Below are 19,471 nucleotides of genomic sequence, written 5' to 3'. Positions count from 1 at the left end.
ATCACACAAACTTGAAAGGTGATTCATATTTCATTAAAGATGGGAGCCATCGAAACTGCATAATGCGTTCGGGAGAGGACATAATGACCGTTTTCCGCCTTGCCATGCCCGGTGCCAGCACGTTCGCCCTCGGCCTTGCCCTTGCAACCGGTATGCCGGCCGCCCCTCTCCACGCCCAGGCAGCGCCCGCTGCCCACGAGGCGGACGGCGATGGCACGATCGTCGTCACAGCCCGGCGTCGTGAGGAAAATCTGGTCAATGTCCCGATCGCTGTCAGCGCCTTTTCCGGCGCGGAACTCAGCCGGGGCGGCGCGCTCGACATCACCGATCTCGGCCAGGTGACGCCGAACACCACGCTGGAGGTTTCACGCGGCAGCAATTCCACCCTGAGCGCGTTCATTCGCGGCGTCGGCCAGCAGGACCCGGTTTCCGGGTTCGAACAGGGCGTCGGCATTTACCTCGACGACGTTTATCTGAACCGGCCGCAGGCGGCGGTGCTCGACATATACGATGTCGAACGGATCGAGGTGCTGCGCGGCCCGCAAGGCACGCTTTACGGCCGCAACACGATTGGCGGCGCGGTCAAATACGTCACCCGCCAGTTGCCGCAGGATTTCGCGCTCAGCCTGCGCGGCACCTATGGCAGCTATGACCAGGCCGACGGCGTGGTCAGCGTTTCCGCCCCGATCGGCGACATCGTCCGCGTCGGCGGATCGCTGGCGCGGCTGTCGCGCGGCGGCTTCGGCCGGAACCTGACCACCGGGCTGGAGAATTACAACAAGGACATCTGGGCCGGGCGCGCGACCGTCGAGATCGGCGGCCATGGCGAACCGGTGCTGATCCGCATTTCCGGCGATTATTCTAAGGACAAGAGCGCGCCGCGCGGCGGCCACCGGCTGATTCCGGCGCAGGTATCCGGCACGCCGGTGCTGCGCGACGTGTTCGACACGCAGGGCGGCCTGATCGACCCGATCCAGAACGTCGAATCCTATGGTCTGGCGATGAACATCACCGCCGAGCTGAACGACGCGGTGACGCTGCGTTCGATCAGCGCCTGGCGCAAGGACAACAGCGAGACGCCGATCGATTTCGACGCGCTGCCCGATGCCGACCTCGACGTGCCCGGCGCCTATTACAACGAACAGATCAGCCAGGAATTCCAGCTGCTCTACGACAACGGCCCGCTGAAGGGGCTGCTGGGCTTCTACTATCTGAACGCCAAGGCGGACACGCTGTTCGACGTACGCCTGTTCACCACCTTCCAGGGCTTTACCGCTTTCACCCAGGCGGATGTCGACACCAACACTTACGCGGTGTTCGGCGATTTCACCTACGATCTGTCCGACCAGTTGAGTCTGTCGGTCGGCGGGCGCTATACCTGGGACGAGCGCACCGCCTATATCCTGCGCCAGAACTATCTGGGCGGCGGATCGCCTTTCTTCGGCGGCGCCGGCGTGCCGTTCGGGGCGCCGAACACCAATTTTCAGGGCAGCCGCAGCTTCAAGAAATTCACACCGCGCGCGTCGCTGAGTTTCAAGCCGACGCCGGACCACAACCTTTACGCCAGCTATTCCCAAGGCTTCAAAGGCGGCGGCTTTGACCCACGCGGCGTTGGCGACAACGCGCCCGACCTGAACAAGAACGGCGTCGTCGAGGACAGCGAGATCGCCACATTCCTGAGCTTCCGACCGGAAAAGGTCGACAGCTACGAAGTGGGCTACAAGGGCAGCCTGATCGACGGGGCGGTCTATGTCGCGCTGGCCGGGTTCTATGCCGACTATACCGACGTGCAGATTCCCGGTTCTGTCGCGTGCAGCGTCGGCGGCATTTCGACCTTCTGCGGCATCGTCTCCAACGCCGGCAAGGCGACGTTTAAGGGCCTGGAATTCGAAACCAACGCCCGGATCGGCCGCGACCTGGCGGTGGGCGGCGACCGGTTGAGCCTGGCCGGATCGCTTGGTTACATCGACGCCGAATACAAGAAATACATCACCAACATCGCCGGGGTGCCGACCGATGTCGCGCGTTACCGCAAGGTGCAGAATACGCCGAAATGGACAGCCAGCGGCACCCTCGCCTACCGCGCGCCGGCCGGTGACGGGACGATCGATTTCAGCACGACCCTGTCTTACCGCAGCAAGACCTACCAGTTCGAAATCCCGAACCCGTATATCGACCAGAAGGGTTTCATGCTGTGGGACGCGAACCTGGTCTATACCGGCGCGGACGACCGCTGGAGCATCGGCCTGCACGGCAAGAATCTGGCGAACAAGAAGTACAAGACGTCGGGCTATACCTTCGTCAACGTCAGGCCCGACACCGGCGCAATCATTCCCGGCGCGAACGGCCTGCCGGTCGGCAACCTCGGCACGGAAGGGACGCTGACCGCGTTCTACGGCAACCCGCGCCAGGTCTTCGTCACCGGCACGCTGAAATTCTGAGGTGTGGCCGACGGACACGCGACGGTGCCCCGCGATGACCCCGCCTTACCGAAGCCGCCGCTACCGTAGCGCCGACGGGCGGCTGACCCTGTTCGCCCGCGATTACCCCGGCGACGGAGCACCGCTGCTGCTGATGCACGGCCTGACCCGCAACAGCGCGGATTTCGAGCCGCTGGCGCGGCATCTGGCCGGGCGCCACCGGCTGATCGTCCCCGACCAGCGCGGGCGTGGGCTGTCCGACCCCGACCCGCAGCCGGCAAATTACCGGCCGGACATCTACACGCTCGACATGTGGGCGCTGCTCGACGGGTTAGGCATCGACCGCATCGGGCTGATCGGCACGTCGATGGGCGGGTTGATGGCGATGATCATGGCCGCGGTCCACCGCGACCGGGTGTCGCTGATCGTGCTGAACGACGTTGGGCCGGAATTGATGCCGGAAGGGCTGGAACGCATTCGCGGCTATACCGGCGGTCAGGCACCCACCGCCGACTGGACCGCAGCGGCCGGCCGCTGCGCCGCGATCAACGGCGCCGCCTTTCCCGATTTCACCGTGGCGGACTGGGCCGCCTTTGCCCGGCGCACCTGCACGGAACTGGCGGACGGGCGTGTCGCCTTCGCCTATGACCCGGCGGTCGGCGCGGCGATGCAGACGGCAGCGGTGCAACAAGACCTGTGGCCGCTGTGGGACAGTCTCGGCACCGTTCCGACCCTGTTGCTGCGCGGCGCGCTGAGCGACGTGCTGGCCGCCGCCACCGCCGATAACATGGCCCGGCGCCATACCGGGGCGTTCAGCCGGGTCGACATCGCCCGGCGCGGCCATGCGCCGCTCCTCGACGAGCCGGAAGCCATCGCCGCGATCGAGGCCTTCCTTGCCCGCCATGGTTGACGCCGGCGGCCGGCATGGACAGCGGCCCGGCATCGTGCTGGCGATGCTGCTCCTTGTCTACATCTTCAATTTCGTCGACCGGCAGATCCTCGCCATTCTCGCCGCACCGATCCAGGCCGACCTTGGCCTGGACGACGCGCAGATGGGGCTGCTCGGCGGCCTGGCCTTCGCGCTGCTCTATTCGACGCTGGCGGTGCCGCTGGCCTGGCTGGCCGACCGGACCAGCCGAAGCTGGGTGATCGCCACCTCGCTGCTGCTGTGGAGCGGCTTTACCGCGCTGTGCGGGCTGGCACACGGTTTCTGGCACATCTTCCTCGCACGGTTGGGCGTCGGCATCGGCGAGGCGGGCGGCGTCGCCCCGTCCTACGCGCTGATCGGCGATTATTTCCCCAGCGAGCGGCGCGCCTTTGCGCTGTCGATCTATTCGCTCGGCATCCCGATCGGTTCGGCGGCCGGGGCGCTGGCCGGCGGTTATATCGCGGCGACCGTCGACTGGCGGCTGGCCTTCTTTGCCGTCGGCCTGGCCGGCGTCGCGATCGCGCCGCTGTTCAAATGGCTGGTGCGCGACCCGCCGAAACCGGCGGTCCGGGCGGACAGCCGCGGCCAGTTGGCCGCGACCGCGCGCACGCTGGCCGGCAAGCGCGCCTTCTGGCTACTGGCGTTCGGCGCCGCATCCAGCTCGATGCTCGGCTATGGCATCGCCTTCTGGCTGCCCAGCCTGCTGCAACGCAGTTTCGGGCTGAATCTGGTCCAGACATCGCAATTCTTCGGCGCCGTGCTGCTGATCGGCGGCACCGCCGGGGTGCTGGCCGGCGGCTGGCTGGGCGATTGGCTGGGGCGGCGCGACCGCGCCTATTATGGCTATCTGCCGGGCCTCGCCTTCATCATCGGCGCGCCGTTGTTCGCCGGCGGCGTGCTGAGCAGCAGTGCGGCCGCCGCATTCCTGCTGTTCCTGATCCCGCAGGCGCTGGCCTATATCTGGCTTGGCCCGGTGCTGTCGGCCGTGCAGCATCTGGTCCGCCCGGCGGCGCGATCGATGGCGTCGGCGCTGTTCCTGCTGATCAACAACCTGATCGGGCTGGGCGGCGGCATCTATGCGCTTGGCGCCCTGTCCCGCCTGCTGACGCCGATTCACGGTGCGGAGGCGCTGCGTTATTCCATGCTTTACGCATTATCCCTCTACGCCCTTGCCGCCGTGCTGATGGCGGCGGCTGGCCCGGCGCTGCGCCGTGAATGGGTCGACGAACAGTGAATACAGCATAACCATGGGACCACCGCGATATGATGTTATCTTGTAACCATGCAATAGTTTTCTACATAACCACGTTATACCATATCAAATGAATTTGATTTCGGGGTTACCGAATAGTCCAATTCCCCGGATTTCCTATCGTTATTCATGACGATCGCAGAATCAATTTACGCAGCCTTCTGTATTGCTGGCCATTCATGATAATTTTGCAGTGACATCGGATCGGAACGCCGCTATGGACGCGACATGTTCCGCAAGGACCTTGCCATTCTGTGCCTTCTGATCACGTCGCTGGTCGCGTCGACCATCGTGCATGCGCAGGAATCGTCCGGCCTGACCCAGCTGGAATGCGTCGGCGAGGTTCATTCCGAGCAGAATGACGCGCCGCCGTCCGGCCCATCCGGCGACACAGACAAGGCGGTCGCCCATCACCATGGTTGCCACACCGCGTCATCCTTTCTGGGCGGAGCCGGCCCGGCATATGCCGTGCCGCATCCCGGCGCCAACGCCTTTGCCATGATGCAGGCGCACACGCCCCCGTCCCGACCGACCGGCCCCGACCTGCGCCCGCCGATCGCCTGAACCCGTCATGATCGCAACCTTGCCCCGCCAGCGCGGGGTGTGGCGCCGTTGACGTTTCAGTTCAGGATATTCCGTCATGCATCGATTGATCGCGGCCATGCTGGCCGCGTCGGCCTGCGCCAGCACCGCGCAGGCGCAAACCGCGCCCGCCGTCGCGGCGGACGCCCCCCTCAGCCTTGAGCAAGCCCTAGCCCTGGCCGGGGCAACGGCACCGTCGCTCGACGCCGCCGAAGCCGACATCCGCGCCGCCGCCGCCGGGCGCGCCGTCGCCGGCCTGCGGCCGAATCCGGAGATCACGATCGACGCCGAGAATGTCGCGGGCAGCGGCGTGTATCGGGGCACCCGCAGCATGGAAACGACCACCGCCGTCGCCCTGCCGATCGAGCTGGGCGGCAAGCGGTCGGCCCGGATCGGCGTTGCCGACGCCCGGTCGCGACGCGCGGCGGTGCAGGCGGCGATCACGCAGGCGGAACTGCGCCAGAGCGTTATCCAGGCCTATGCCGAAGCAGCCGCCGCCGAACAGAGGCTGGCCACCGCCCGCGAGCAGGCGCAGATCGCCGCCGACGGGCTGCGCGCCGCCGAAGCGCGGGTCGCGGCGGGGCGCGCATCCCCGATCGAGGTGCAGCGCGCCGACGTTGCCCGGCTGAACGCCGGCGCGGCCGCCGAGCGCGACCGCCGCCTGGCGGAAGTTGCGCGCTTCACTCTGGCCAGGCTGATCGGCCGGCCGGTGACCGGTGTGCTTGACAGCCGCTGGTTCGGCGATGTCCGGTCCGGCTACGGCCCGCCGCCGCAGGCCGACAGCACCGGCACGCTGGCGCTGGCAGCGGCAGACGCCGACCTGGCGATTGCCGACGCCGGCGTCCGCCTGGCCCGCAGCCAGCGCATGCCGGACCTGACCGTCGGCACCGGCGCGCGTTACCTGCGCGAAACCGGTGATACCGCGGCGGTGTTCAGCCTGAGCATTCCGCTGCCGCTGTTCAACACCGGCCGCGCCGCGGTCGACCAGGCGGCGGCCGAACGCCGCCGGGCCGAGGCGCAGCAGCGGATGGCCCGGCTGGCGGCCGATCAGGCGATCGCCCGCGCGCAGGCGCAGGCCGCCAATGCGGCTACTTTGGCAACGAACGCCCAGGGCCCGGCGCTGGCGGCGGCGGAAGAGACCGCCCGCATTGCCCGGATCGGCTATCGCGAGGGCAAATCCGGTCAGCTGGACCTGCTCGATGCCGAACGGACGCTGGCCGACACCCGGCTGGCCGCGATCGATGCCCTTCTTACCTACCACATCGCCCAGGCGCAGCTGGAACGGCTGACCGCGCCCGCGCCCGACCTTCAGGGAAACTGACCGATGACCATGCCATACAGAACGGCCCTGCCGCTGGTGATGGCGGCGCTACTGATCGCCGGCTGTTCCGCCGACGCGCCCGCGCCGGAAACCGATAATGCGACCGAAGCCGCCGGACACGATGCGGTGGAGGGCGAAATCGTGCTGACCGCCGCGCAGATCGATGCCGCCGGCATCACGCTGGTCCGCACGGTGCGTGGCGGCAGCGGTGCCCTGACCCTGCCCGCGACGATCGAGGGCGACCCGCAGGGCATGCAGGTCGTTTCCGCCGCGATCGGTGGCCGTGTCGTCGCGCTGACCCGCAACCTTGGCCAGTCGGTCGGGCGCGGGCAGGCGCTGGCGGTAATCGAAAGCCGCGAAGCGGCGGCGCTGAACGCCGAGATAGAAGCCGCCCGCGCGCGGCTTGCGCTCGCCGCAGCCAATTTGCGGCGCGAACAGCGGCTGTTCGACCAGAAAGTCTCGCCAGAGCAGGACCTGATCGCGGCGCGGACCGCCGCAACCGAGGCGCGCATCGCCCTGCGCCTGGCCGAGCAGCAGGTGGCGGCGGCGGGCGGCGGCGGCGGTGCGCTCAACCGCATCGCGATCCCCGCGCCGCTGGCCGGGCAGGTCGTTTCGCGCAACGTGACATTGGGCCAGACGGTGGCGGCCGATGCGGAGCTATTCCGCGTCGCCGACCTGTCGCGCGTGGCGGTGACGCTGGCCCTGCCGCCCGCCGATGCCGGCAAGGTGCGGCCTGGCGCGGAAATCGCCATCACCTCCGGCGATCGCAGCACGACCGCGCGGGTCGATTTCGTCTCACCGATCCTCGACGAGAAGACGCGGCTCGCGGCCGTGATCGCGGTGATCGACAACCGCGCCGGGCAGTGGCGTGTCGGGGAGCCAGTGACGGCGTCGATCCGCCTGGCCGATGCCAAGGCCGGTGGCGCGGCGCCGGTTCTGGTGCCGCAGGGCGCTGTGCAGACGGTGGAAGGACGACCGACCGTGTTCGTGCGCACCGATCGCGGCTTCCGCGCCTTACCGGTGACGCTGGGCGGCCCAAGCGGCGACGATGTCATCGTGACGACGGGCCTGAACGGCGGCGAACGGATCGCCAGTACCAACAGCTTCACCCTGAAAGCCGAACTGGGCAAGGGCGAAGCGGAGCACGGACATTGAGCATGATCGACCGCATCGTCACCTTGTCCGTCGAGCGGCGCTGGCTTGTGCTGCTGATGACATTGATCGCCATGGTCATCGGCGGCTGGGCCATCGCCCGCCTGCCGATCGACGCCGTACCCGACATCACCAACAACCAGGTGCAGGTGAACATCACCGCGCCCGCGCTTTCGCCCGAACTGGTCGAAAAGCAGGTCGCCTTCCCGATCGAGACGGCGCTCGCCGGGGTTCCGGGGCTTGACCATACCCGCTCGCTCAGCCGCAACGGCTTCGCGCAGGTCACCGCCATATTCTCCGAATCGACCGATATCTATTTCGCCCGCCAGCAAGTGGCGGAACGGCTGCGTATCGCCGAGGAAAGCCTGCCCGAAGGGGCGACGCCGACGATGGGGCCGATCGCCACCGGGCTGGGCGAAGTCTATATGTGGACCGTCCATTTCCAGCACCGAGACGAGGATACCCACAAGCCGGGCGAACCGGGCATGCAGCCCGACGGCAGCTACATCACCCCGGAAGGCGACCGGCTGGTCACCGAAGCGGAACAGGCAACCTATCTGCGCACCGCGCAGGACTGGATCGTCGCACCGCTCCTGAAGAGCACACCCGGCCTGGCCGGGGTCGATTCGATCGGCGGCTATGTGAAACAGTTCCAGGTCGTTCCCGACGTGCAGCGGCTCGCCGCGATCGGCATGAGCCTGACCGACCTGGCTGAGGCACTGGAAGCGAACAATGCCAGTGTCGGCGCCGGCGTGGTCGACCGCGGCGGCGAAGGGCTTGCCGTCCGCTCCGACGCGCGGATCCGCACGATCGGCGAACTGGCGGCGACCGTCATCGCCACCCGCGACGGCCTGCCGATCCGGCTGGATTCGGTCGCCGAGGTCCGCCTCGGTCAGGCGATCCGCCATGGTTCGGCGTCTGAGGACGGCCGCGAGGTCGTTGTCGGCACCGCGATCATGCGGATCGGCGAGAACAGCCGCACCGTTGCCTCCGCAGTGGCGGAACGGCTGCAGACGGTCAACGCGTCGCTGCCGGCGGATGTCGTCATCCAGCCGGTGCTCGACCGTACCGCGCTGGTCAACGCGACGATCCGGACGGTGGCGAAGAACCTGACCGAAGGCGCGTTGCTGGTCATCGTCGTGCTGTTTCTGCTGCTCGGCAATTTCCGCGCGGCGCTGATCGCGGCGCTCGTCATCCCGATCACCATGCTGATGACCAGTTTCGGCATGCTGAAGGGCGAGGTTTCGGCCAATCTGATGAGCCTTGGCGCACTGGATTTCGGCCTGATCGTCGACGGCGCGGTGATCATCGTCGAAAACGCGCTGCGGCGGATCGCCGAACGGCAACACCGGCTGGAACGCACGCTGACACGGGCCGAAAGGCTCGATTCGGTCGCGCGGGCGGCGCGCGAAATGATCCGCCCGTCGGTCTTCGGGCAGGCGATCATCATCCTCGTCTATGTGCCGATGCTGACCCTGACCGGGGTGGAGGGCAAGACGTTCTCGCCGATGGCGCTGACCGTCATCATCGCCCTCGCCTCTGCGTTTGTCCTGTCGATCACCTTCGTGCCGGCCATGCTGGCGCTATGGCTGTCAAAACCGGTGGAGGAGAAGGAAGGCCGGATCATAGACTGGCTGAAGCGGCGCTATGCGCCGGGCCTTGGCCGCGCGATGCGGCGGCCAACGCTGACCATGGGCGTCGGCATCGGCGCCTTCCTCGTCGCGCTGCTGACCTTTTCGGCGCTGGGGCAGGAATTCCTGCCGCAACTCGACGAAGGCGACCTGACCGCGCAGGTGCTGCGCGTGCCCGGCACATCCGTCGACCAGAGCCAGGCGATGCAGTCGCGCGTGGAGAAGGCGATCGCGACGTTGCCGGAGGTGCAGTTCGTCTTTTCGAAAACCGGTACGGCGGAGCTGGCCTCCGACCCGATGCCGCCCAACATTTCCGATACCTTCATCATCATGAAGCCAAAGAAGCAATGGCCCGACCCACGCCTGACCAAGGCGGCGCTGGTGACCAAGGTCGAGACGCTGCTGGAGGGCATTCCCGGCGGCGCGTTCGAGATCAGCCAGCCGATCCAGATGCGGTTCAACGAACTGATCGCCGGCGTGCGCGGCGATGTCGCGATCAAGGTGTTCGGCGACGATTTCGACACGATGAACGCCACGGCCACCCAGATTGCCGCCGTACTCCGCAAGACGCGGGGCGCGGCGGACGTGCGGGTGGAACAGACGCAGGGGCTGCCGATGCTCGACATCCGCCCGAACCGCGACGCGATGGCGCGGCTGGGAGTGACCGCGCAGACCGTGCAGGACACCGTGGCCGCCGCCGTCGGCGGGCGCGATGCCGGGATGATCTTCGAAGGCGACAGGCGCTTCGCCGTGACGATCCGGCTGGCGGACCAGGCCCGCGCCGACATGCAGACGCTGGCGCAACTGCCGGTGCCGCTGCCCGGCGGCGGCTTCGTGCCGCTACAAAGCGTCGCCACGATCGGCGTCACCGACGGCGCCAACCAGATCAGCCGGGAAAACGGCAAGCGGCGCGTCGTCGTCCAGGCCAATGTGCGCGGCCGCGACGTCGCCGGTGTCGTGACCGATGCGCAGACCGCGATCGACCGGGAGGTACGCCTGCCCGCCGGCCAATATCTCGACTGGGGCGGCCAGTTCGAAAATCTCCGCTCCGCCAGCGCGCGGCTGATGCTGGTGGTGCCGGCCTGCTTCGTGCTGATCGTCCTGCTGCTCTACGGGGCGTTGCGCAGCGCGCGTGACGCCGCGATCGTGTTCACCGGCGTACCACTGGCGCTGGTCGGCGGGATCGCGGCACTGGCGCTGCGCGGCATGCCTTTCTCGATATCGGCGGCGGTCGGCTTCATTGCGCTATCCGGCATCGCCGTACTGAACGGTCTGGTCATGGTCACGTCGATCCAGAGCCTGATGGCCGGCGGCATGGAACGGGCGCAGGCAGCCTATGAAGGCGCGATGATGCGCCTGAGGCCGGTGGTAATGACCGCATTGGTTGCCAGCCTCGGTTTCGTGCCGATGGCGATCGCCACCGGGTCGGGCGCGGAAGTACAGAAGCCGCTGGCGACGGTGGTGATCGGCGGGCTGATCTCTGCCACGCTGCTCACCCTGTTCGTGCTGCCGACGCTTTACGCGCGTTACGGGCGGTGGGACGCGCAGGTGCAGGACGACGTTTCCCTTTCGGCCATTGCAGACAGGAGATGACGATGACGGAGAAACTTCGGCTCGAAATCCCCCTCATCCTTCCCGAAATACCGGATGCCGGCGACACCTGTGTCGCCCGGCTGACCGCCAACCTGACCGCCCGGCCGGGGGTGGAGAAGGCGCATGTCGTCGCCGCCCAGGGCGACGCGCCGCCGCTGCTGTGCATCCATTACGCCTCGGATCGGGTGTCGATGCCGCGTATCCGCGCCATCGCCCGGGCGGCCGGCGCGGAAATCGCCGGCCGTTACGGCCACATCCTCTGGCCGGTCGAGGGGGTCGGGCACCAGCGCAAGGCGCGCGCGGTCGGCGACGGACTCCGCGCGCTGCCCGGCGTATTGGAAGCGGAAGCCACCGCCGCCGGCATGGTGCGCGTCGAGTTTGATCGTACCCGGATGACGGAACAGGCGTTGCGCGAAGCATTGAGCGGTATGGGGGTTCGCCCGCAGCCCGCCGCACCGGCCGCCGGCCATGACCATGGCGGCGATCACGACCATGACCACGGCGGCCCGCTCGGCGCCGCGGCCGAACTGGTGTTTTCGCTGGCGTGCGGCGCACTGCTCGCCGCCGGCTTCGCCGTCGAGACACTGGTTCCCGGAGCGCCGGGCTGGCTGCCACTGGCCCTCTATATCGGCGCCTACGGCTTTGGCGGGTTCTTCACCCTGCGCGAAGCGGTGGGGAATCTGAAGCGTCGCACCTACGAGATCGACACGCTGATGCTGGTCGCCGCAGCCGGCGCGGCCGCGCTCGGCGCATTCGCCGAAGGCGCGCTGCTGCTGTTCCTGTTCAGCCTCGGTCACGCGCTGGAACATTATGCGATGGGGCGCGCCAAGCAGGCGATCGCCGCGCTGGCCGAGCTCGCGCCGCGCACCGCCACCGTCCGGCGCGCGGACGGCGCGGTTGAGGAAATTCCGGTGGAGGCGGTGCAGCTTGGCGATACCGTCATCGTCAAACCCGACGCACGGGTTGCCGCCGACGGCTTCGTCACCGCCGGAACGTCGGCGATCAACCAGGCGCCGGTGACCGGCGAGAGCATGCCGGTCGACAAGCGGCCGGTCACGGACAGGGCACTGGCGCGCGCCAACCCGGATCGGGTCGACCCGGCCTGCCGTGTCTTTGCCGGCACGATCAACGGCAGCGGCCTGATCGAGATCGAGGTCACCCGGCTGTCGAGCGAGAGCACGCTCGCCAAGGTGGTCAAGATGGTCAGCGAGGCGGAAACCCAGAAATCACCGACCCAGCGCCTTACCGACCGATTCGAGCGGATATTCGTGCCCTGCGTATTGCTGCTCGCCTTCACCCTGTTGTTCGCGTGGGTCGTCGTCGACGAGCCGTTTCGCGACAGCTTCTACCGCGCGATGGCGGTGCTGGTCGCCGCCAGCCCGTGCGCGCTTGCCATCGCGACGCCGAGCGCGGTGCTGTCCGGCGTCGCCCGCGCCGCGCGCGGCGGCGTGCTCGTCAAGGGCGGCGCGCCGCTTGAGCTGCTGGGATCGCTGAACGCGATCGCATTCGACAAGACCGGCACGCTGACCAGAGGCGAGCCGCGCATCCAGCGCATCGTCCCGGCCATGGGCGTTTCCACCGAAGAGTTGATGGCGGTCGCCGTGGCGGTGGAAAGCCTGTCCGACCATCCGCTCGCTCAGGCGATCGCCCGCGACGGTCGCGCGCATGCCGGCGACCGCCCGATACCCGAAGCCGACACGCTGAAAAGCCTGACCGGCAAGGGCGTGTCGGCAATCATCGGCGAAGACGAGATCCTGATCGGCAAGGCGGAGATGTTCGGCACCGACGGGATCCCGCCGCTTTCCGAAGACATGGCGACGGCAATCGCGATGCTGCGCGAGAGTGGCCATACGACGATGGTGGTGCGGCGCGACAACCGCGATCTCGGCGCAATCGGCCTGATGGATACGCCACGCGAAACGGCGCGCGCCGCGCTCGACCGGCTGCGCGCGATCGGCATCGAGCGAATGATCATGATTTCCGGCGACAACCAGCGCGTGGCCGACGCCGTTGCCGCCCAGGTCGGCCTTGACGAGGCGTGGGGCGACCTGATGCCGGAGGACAAGGTCGAGGCGATCCGGACGCTGCGCGAAGAGGCGAAGGTCGCGATGGTCGGCGACGGCGTCAACGATGCCCCCGCCATGGCCAGCGCGACCGTCGGCATCGCGATGGGCGCTGCCGGGTCCGACGTCGCCCTGGAAACCGCCGATGTCGCGCTGATGGCCGACGACCTGTCGCACCTGCCCTTCGCCGTCGGTCTCAGCCGCACGACCCGCGCGGTGATCCGCCAGAATGTGTTCGTCAGCCTTGGCATCGTCGCCCTGCTCGTTCCGGCGACGATCCTGGGCCTTGGCATCGGCCCGGCGGTTGCGGTGCATGAGGGGTCGACCCTGCTGGTCGTGTTCAACGCGCTGCGCCTGCTCGCCTATCGCGACGACGGAGCCTGATCCCGCCATCGCGCGCGGCGGCGGCGGGGGCAATCATCGACGCGGGTTGATCCAGAAGCGCTGCCTTACCCGGTCGCGCATCTCTTCCGGCAGGTTTTCGATCTCGCGATTGGGGTGGTTCTGGGCGTTACCGGACGCCCACCACACCCGTCGCAGGCATATCCAAAGCCTGCGCAGTGGCCGAGGGCCTTTCGGCCGCTTCGTCATGGCCGCGGCACCTCCAACGGCAGCCCCCGCGCCAACCAGCCGCCCCCCGCCGTTACCGGGCTGCCGGCAGGGGGAGATCGGTCTCGATCGCCTCCGCCAGCGCCGACAGGAAGGCCGCGCTCGGGGCGCCGTCGACCACGCGGTGATCTGTGGTGAGAGACAGCGCCAGTTGCGGCTGGGCGCCGATCCGCCCGTCGGCCAGCACCGCCGGCACATCGGCGATCCGGCCCAGACCGAGAAGCGCGATCTGACCGCCGTTCAGGATCGGCGTGAAATGGTCGACCCGCGACACGCCAAGGTTGCTGATCGTGAAGGTGCCTGCCTTCATTTCCGCGACGGTCAGCGCTCCGCGCCGGGCACGATCGACCATATCGCGCCGCGCCGCGCTGATATCGGCCACCGTCATGTCGCGCAGGTCTGGCAGCGCCGGGGCCATCAGCCCGCCGGGAAGCGCGATCGCCACCGATACGCGGACGGCGTCATCCAGTTCCGCGCCCTTGTCCCGCACCACGCCGTTGAACTGCGGAAACTGCCCCAGAACCCGGCACAGCGCGGCGAGGATCAGGTCCTCGAAGCCGGCGGCGACACCCTGTTCCTGCCACGCCGCGCGCGCCCGTTTCAGGAGCGAGGCATCCGCTACCGCGAAGTAGCTAAGCTGCGCGGCGGTCGCGAGACTTTCCTTCATGTGGCGCGCGATCGCGCCGCGCGCTCCAGAAAAGGCGATCGTCGCGGTCACGCCGGCTCGATCCGGGCAATGACCTGCCCGGTCGTCACGATGTCTTCGACCGCGGCGACATGGCGCAACCGCCCCGCCGCCGGTGCCATGACATCGAAGCTCACCTTCGACACCATCAACTGGCAGATGTCCGCTTCCGCCGAAACCGCCTCGCCGTCCTCGAAATACCAGGCCGCCAGCACGATCTCGTCATCCGCGTCTTCGCCGACGCCTTCGGGGACGATGATGTCGATTGCCGCGCTCACGGTGCCACCTGCCGGGCCGCCATTTCGACAACCGTATCGACGCTGGGGATCAGCGCCTGCTCGAGATTGCGCGCAAAGGGCGGGGGAACATCGCCATAGGTCACCATCCCCGGCGCGCTACGCAGGTCGCTGAACGATTCACGCGCGATCCGCGCCACGATTTCGGAAGCGAGGCCGCAGGTTGCATAATCCTCGTCAACGACGATGACGCGCCCGGTCTTGCGAACCGATTTGAGGACCGTTTCCATGTCGAGCGGCGCGAGCGTGCGAACGTCGACCACCTCGGCGGAAACGCCCTGCTTCGCCAGCGCATCGGCGGCGGCCAGCGCGGTGTGAACGGTCGATGCCCAGCCGATCAGGGTGATGTCGCCGCCTTCGCGAACGACGGCCGCCTTGCCGATCGGAACGGTGTAGAGTGTGTCCGGCACGTCGGCGAGCGAGCCTTTGGCCGTACCGAGCCAGCCCATGCCCTGCAGCGCCTTGTGGCCCATGAACACCACCGGATTCGGATCGCGGATTGCCGCGACCATCAGCCCCTTCGCGTCATAGGCGTTGGATGGCGAGACGATCTTCAGCCCCGGCATGTGCGCGAAGCTGGCATAGAGGCATTGCGAATGCTGCCCGGCGTCGGAATAGCCGCCACCGACGCTGGTCATCAGCACCATCGGGCAACTGACATTGCCGCCGGAAAAATACGCCTGCTTCGCCGCAAGATTGTAGATCGCGTCGAAACACACGCCGAAGAAGTCGACGAACATCAGTTCCACGATCGGCCGCATCCCGACCGCCGATGCGCCCACCGCCGCGCCGATGAACGCGGTTTCGGAAATCGGCGTATCGCGAACCCGCTCGGCGCCGAATTCGTCCAGCAACCCCTGCGTGGATGCCCAGATACCGCCGAGGGCGCCGAGATCCTCGCCCATCACGAACACGCTTTCGTCCCGGCGCATTTCCTGGGCGATCGCCTCGTTCATCGCCTTCGCGATCGTCAGGCGCCGGAGCTTCCCGGTGCCGCCCGCGTCCCTGTCGGCCGGTGCGTCGCTCATTGCGCGTCCCTCCCTTCGAAAAACACCGCTTTTTCGGCGCTGCCCGGCGCCGGGGCCGGCGCCGCCCGCGCCAGGCGGATCGCCTCATCGACCTCCTCGCGCGCCGCCGCCTCGATAGTATCGACCTGCGGTTCTGTGATGGTTGCCGCCGCAATCAGCCGCTGGCGCAGAAGGGGCAGCGCGTCGCGTTCGAGCAGCGCGACCTTTTCCCCCGGCGCGCGATAGGTTTCGGCATCGCCCATGAAGTGGCCGGCAAGCCGGAACGTCTCGATCTCGATCAGCGTCGGCCCCTGGCCGTCGCGGGCGCGGCGGACGGCATCGCCCGCCGCCTCATAGACCTTCAGCGGGTCGTTGCCCGGAACGTGCACGCCGGGAATGCCGTAGCTCGCCGACCGCACGTCGTTGGTCTTCACCGCCGTCGACGCTTCCTTCGACACGGAAATCCCCCAGGCGTTGTCCTCGATGATGCAGACGAACGGCAACTGCCACACCGCGGCGAGGTTCATCGCCTCGTGCCAGGCCCCCTGGTTCACGGCGGCTTCGCCGACATAGGCAACCGCTACATGCGGTTCCCCGCGCATCTTGAACGCCAGCGCGGCGCCGACCGCCGGCCCCATGCCCTGCGCAATGATGCCGCTGCAGCAGAAATTCACGCGCGGATCGAACAGGTGCATGTGCCCGCCAAGGCCGCCGGACAGACCGGTCGCCTTGCCGAAAATTTCCGCCGTCATCGCGTTCAGGTCGACCCCCTTGGCGATGGCGATGTGATGCGGCCGGTGGGTCGCGGTCACGAAATCCGCCGCCGTCAGGTGGGCGCAGACGCCGGCCGCGCATGGCTCCTGCCCGTTCGACAGATGCATCTCGCCGGGGATTGGGCCGTTCGCCATGTTGAACAGCGGCGTTTTGCCTTCGAGGTAGATCGCCTCGATCCGCTCCTCGAAATGCCGGCTCTTGTACATGCGCTCGTACATCCAGAGCTCTGGATTGTTCTTGCTCGTCACTGGCTGCTCCTCTCCCCGATCACCGACCGAAGGCGGCCTTGCGGCCTTCGCCTTTTGCTCTTTTTCGACTTTCATCCACGCGCGCCTGCGCGCGTCAGATATAGGCCTTCCGCGCAACCCAGTTCACGAAGCGCCAGGCGAGCTGTTCGTATTTGCAATAGCGGCCGGACGAGGCGAGCTTCGAACGCAGCCCGCGCTGCTGGGCTTCCGCCGTCATGTTGTCCTCGGCCATGAACGGCGGGATCGTCTCCGCATAGGCTTCGGCGATCTTCGTCGCCTCCGGGTCGCCGGCGCGGAACGCCGCCGCAACCTCTTTCGGCAGACACATGCGGATGGTCACCCGCGTCGTTTCCGGGCCGGTCGGTTCCACCATGATGTAGGACATCGAATCCGGTGTCGCGACGATCAGGAAATTCGGAAAGATGTTGGCGATCGGCATGCCGTCGAACTGCGGATCGATATCTTTGAACGAGTCCGGGATCGGCAACAGCGACTTGCCGGTCGGGCTCATCGAAATGCCGGGGAACTGGCCGATCATCACCGTCCACGGCTGATCGCTGACGTCGGTCAGCTCCTTCCAGCCAAGCATCGGCATGAACGGCTGCAGCGTTTCCGCATGTACCCAGGGGGTATGATATTCCTCCATGCCGTTTTCGACATAGGTCTTCCAGTTGGCGGCGATGTCGTAGGAAAAGCTGTGGGTGACTTCCTTGTCGCCAAAGCCGTATTTCTCAAACTGCCACCGGCTCATCTCGCTCACCCGCGGCGCGAACGGTTCGGCGTCACGGTCGAGGTTGACGAAGATGAAGCCTTCCCAGACCTCCGCCTTCACCGCGTGCAGCGCGTGCTTGCTCTTGTCGAAATTCTCGACCCCGGCGAAATTGGGCGTCGTCTTCAATTCGCCGTTCAGACCGTAAAGCCAGCCATGATAGGGGCAGCGGAACCGCTCCGCATTGCCCGCGCCCTGAACAACCTCGCAGCCGCGATGGCGGCAGACGTTCAGAAAGGCACCGATCTCGCCGCTTTCGTCGCGCGCGACGATCAACGGCTCACCGGCAAGCGTCGTGGTGAAATAGTCGCCGGTATTCGGCACATCCTCGCGCCGCCCGACGCAGATCCATTCCTTGCGGAAGATCCGTTCCATCTCACGCTCATAGACGGCGGGGGACCAATAAGCCTCGGCCGGCAGCGTGGACGCTTGCAACGCCGGCTTCATCACGTTGGCCAGCACCGCCGCCCCTTCGGGGCTGAACAGCGGCGTCGCGGTATTCGCCATGGAAAAAGACTCCATCTTTAAAAGCGTTATCGAGCGGAAAGCTGGGCGCGCAGCGCGGCCATGTCGTAGTAATGCACCTCGCGGGCGACCATGCCGTCGCGGATGGTGCCGATGGTGCAGAAACGGATTTCGACATGGCGCCCGGTCGGCGGAAACGCCTCACCGCCGATCGTGACCTGCCCGCTGTGGGTGCCGCCGATGACGCCTTCGAGGACGATCCGGTCGCCGGAGACAATGACGTTGCTGATCCGCTGTCCACCGTCCAGTCCGGCCCAGCCCTCGGCTTCGGCCCGCACGCCGTCACGGCCGCGGATAATGCCGCCATGGGGCACCTCCTCGCCTTCGAAATCGGGCGCGATCAGCTTCATCGCGCTATCGACATCCCCGCTGTTGAGGAAATCGATCATGCGCAGAAGCGGTGAATCGACATCGGTGGCGTCCACGGCCGGGATTCCTTTCAGCTGCCTTCGCAGGCCGGATGCGCGGCGGCGCCCGCCCCCCTGCAAAACCCTCCCCATGGAGCGGGCGAACCGCCTCACTCTCTATGGCCGATCATGGCAGCCGGGTGCCCCCCGTCAAAGTCATCCTCCGATAGCATTGCTCGCCTGAAAGGCCGTCCATACCCTGCCCGACTACTTGGTCCGGGAGGCCACGATGGGCGTGGAAAAAGAGATGGTTGACGACAATATTTGGGACGGCTCCCTGCATTCGGGATCATTAGGTACGTTCATGAACCGCCCACGCGTGGCACCGGACGCCGCTCTTTTGAGGGCCGCCGGCGCAACCGTCGCAGTACTTGGCTTTCCCTGGGACGGCACCTGCATCAGCCGCCCCGGCACTCAGCTTGGTCCGCGCGGGTTGCGCGAAGCGAGCGAGCAGTTCCTGTCCTACAACGCCAATAGCGGCGTCGACCTCAACACCGCCTTCAACATCGTCGACTGCGGCGATGTCGCCGTCGTGCCGGGCAACCCCGCCCGAACCCAGGACCGCGCCGAAGCCGCCACCGCCGAAATACTGGCGGCCGACGCGATCCCCGTCGTGCTGGGCGGCGAGCATTCGATCACCATCGGGCCGTCGCGCGCCTTCGCGAAGAAATATGCGCGTTGCGGGATGATCCATTTCGACACCCATTTCGACACCGCAGAGGAAATCGGCGGCGAACCACTCAGCCATTGCTGCCCGGTCGCCCGCGCGGTCGATGCCGGCTTCAATCCGCGCAAGATCGTCACGATCGGGCCGAGCGGCTGGCTCAACCCGCCGTCCGAGCTGGAATATGTCAAGAAAGCCGGCATCACCCTGTTCACCCTTGACGACGTCTGCGCGCTTGGTCCCCAGGCGATCGTCGAGGGCACGCGCGAGGTGATGACCGATCTCGACGCGATCTACCTGACCGTCGATATCGACGTGCTCGACGCCGCTTATGCGCCCGGCACCGGCGTGCCGACGCCGTCCGGCATGACATCCCGCGAAATCCTGACGATCATCAGCGGCTTCCGGAGGCTGCCGATCCGCGCGGTCGATGTCGCGGAAGTGTCGCCGCCCTGGGACCCGTCCGGCATCACCTCGCGGCTGGGCGTGCGCATTCTGCTCGAGGCGCTGTCCGCGATCGCGCTGGGCCGCCGCTGACATGTGGC

Annotated in this window: 15 protein-coding genes; 9 read left to right on the top strand and 6 right to left on the bottom strand. The window is 67.2% G+C overall.

What is annotated here, in order from left to right:
- The first annotated feature begins 83 nt into the window (after positions 1-83).
- The 8 genes from ACMT1E_RS01600 to ACMT1E_RS01565 all read left to right on the top strand — a co-directional run bounded on the left by ACMT1E_RS01600 (position 84) and on the right by ACMT1E_RS01565 (position 13,326).
- A complete protein-coding gene (locus tag ACMT1E_RS01600) occupies positions 84-2,441 on the top strand; it encodes a TonB-dependent receptor (RefSeq protein WP_414901813.1) in 2,358 nt (785 codons plus the stop codon).
- A gap of 34 nt (positions 2,442-2,475) precedes the next feature.
- Positions 2,476-3,330, top strand: coding sequence for an alpha/beta fold hydrolase (locus ACMT1E_RS01595; RefSeq protein ID WP_414901812.1), 855 nt, complete (start codon positions 2,476-2,478; stop codon positions 3,328-3,330).
- Entirely contained in the window at positions 3,323-4,582 is a 1,260-nt protein-coding gene (locus tag ACMT1E_RS01590; protein ID WP_414903244.1) for a spinster family MFS transporter, read from the top strand. The genes ACMT1E_RS01595 and ACMT1E_RS01590 overlap by 8 nt, the downstream gene beginning before the upstream one ends.
- Before the next feature lie 246 nt (positions 4,583-4,828).
- On the top strand, positions 4,829-5,164 hold the full coding sequence (locus ACMT1E_RS01585; RefSeq protein ID WP_414901810.1) for a hypothetical protein: 336 nt from the start codon (positions 4,829-4,831) through the stop codon (positions 5,162-5,164).
- A 76-nt stretch (positions 5,165-5,240) separates the two neighbouring features.
- The gene (locus tag ACMT1E_RS01580) at positions 5,241-6,503 is read left to right on the top strand and encodes a TolC family protein (RefSeq protein ID WP_414901808.1); all 1,263 of its coding nucleotides are present in this window, start codon (positions 5,241-5,243) and stop codon (positions 6,501-6,503) included.
- A 9-nt stretch (positions 6,504-6,512) separates the two neighbouring features.
- Complete coding sequence (locus tag ACMT1E_RS01575) at positions 6,513-7,658, top strand: efflux RND transporter periplasmic adaptor subunit (RefSeq protein ID WP_414901807.1); 1,146 nt, start codon at positions 6,513-6,515, stop codon at positions 7,656-7,658.
- 2 nt (positions 7,659-7,660) lie between these two features.
- Complete coding sequence (locus tag ACMT1E_RS01570) at positions 7,661-10,879, top strand: efflux RND transporter permease subunit (protein WP_414901806.1); 3,219 nt, start codon at positions 7,661-7,663, stop codon at positions 10,877-10,879.
- A 2-nt stretch (positions 10,880-10,881) separates the two neighbouring features.
- The gene (locus ACMT1E_RS01565) at positions 10,882-13,326 is read left to right on the top strand and encodes a heavy metal translocating P-type ATPase (RefSeq protein ID WP_414901804.1); all 2,445 of its coding nucleotides are present in this window, start codon (positions 10,882-10,884) and stop codon (positions 13,324-13,326) included.
- A 259-nt stretch (positions 13,327-13,585) separates the two neighbouring features.
- Here the strand turns inward: ACMT1E_RS01565 and ACMT1E_RS01560 are convergent, their stop codons facing one another.
- The 6 genes from ACMT1E_RS01560 to ACMT1E_RS01535 all read right to left on the bottom strand — a co-directional run bounded on the left by ACMT1E_RS01560 (position 13,586) and on the right by ACMT1E_RS01535 (position 18,280).
- A complete protein-coding gene (locus ACMT1E_RS01560; RefSeq protein WP_414901803.1) occupies positions 13,586-14,269 on the bottom strand; it encodes a 2-oxo acid dehydrogenase subunit E2 in 684 nt (227 codons plus the stop codon).
- The gene (locus tag ACMT1E_RS01555; protein WP_414901802.1) at positions 14,266-14,514 is read right to left on the bottom strand and encodes a biotin/lipoyl-containing protein; all 249 of its coding nucleotides are present in this window, start codon (positions 14,512-14,514) and stop codon (positions 14,266-14,268) included. The genes ACMT1E_RS01560 and ACMT1E_RS01555 overlap by 4 nt, the downstream gene beginning before the upstream one ends.
- The gene (locus ACMT1E_RS01550; protein ID WP_414901801.1) at positions 14,511-15,560 is read right to left on the bottom strand and encodes an alpha-ketoacid dehydrogenase subunit beta; all 1,050 of its coding nucleotides are present in this window, start codon (positions 15,558-15,560) and stop codon (positions 14,511-14,513) included. Before ACMT1E_RS01550 ends, ACMT1E_RS01555 begins: the two co-directional genes overlap by 4 nt.
- On the bottom strand, positions 15,557-16,561 hold the full coding sequence (locus tag ACMT1E_RS01545; RefSeq protein ID WP_414901800.1) for a thiamine pyrophosphate-dependent dehydrogenase E1 component subunit alpha: 1,005 nt from the start codon (positions 16,559-16,561) through the stop codon (positions 15,557-15,559). The genes ACMT1E_RS01550 and ACMT1E_RS01545 overlap by 4 nt, the downstream gene beginning before the upstream one ends.
- A gap of 94 nt (positions 16,562-16,655) precedes the next feature.
- The gene (locus ACMT1E_RS01540; protein ID WP_414901798.1) at positions 16,656-17,837 is read right to left on the bottom strand and encodes an aromatic ring-hydroxylating oxygenase subunit alpha; all 1,182 of its coding nucleotides are present in this window, start codon (positions 17,835-17,837) and stop codon (positions 16,656-16,658) included.
- A 26-nt stretch (positions 17,838-17,863) separates the two neighbouring features.
- A complete protein-coding gene (locus ACMT1E_RS01535; protein WP_414901797.1) occupies positions 17,864-18,280 on the bottom strand; it encodes an ester cyclase in 417 nt (138 codons plus the stop codon).
- 286 nt (positions 18,281-18,566) lie between these two features.
- On the opposite strand from ACMT1E_RS01535, the gene ACMT1E_RS01530 reads away from it, so the two are divergent.
- Positions 18,567-19,463 (top strand): agmatinase family protein, encoded by an 897-nt coding sequence (locus tag ACMT1E_RS01530; RefSeq protein WP_414901795.1) that lies wholly within the window; start codon positions 18,567-18,569, stop codon positions 19,461-19,463.
- Positions 19,464-19,471 lie beyond the last annotated feature (8 nt).

The organism is Sphingomonas flavalba, assembly GCF_047553045.1.
Classification (GTDB): Bacteria; Pseudomonadota; Alphaproteobacteria; order Sphingomonadales; family Sphingomonadaceae; genus Sphingomonas_L; species Sphingomonas_L flavalba_A.
This window is presented reverse-complemented; position numbering and strand designations above follow the sequence as displayed.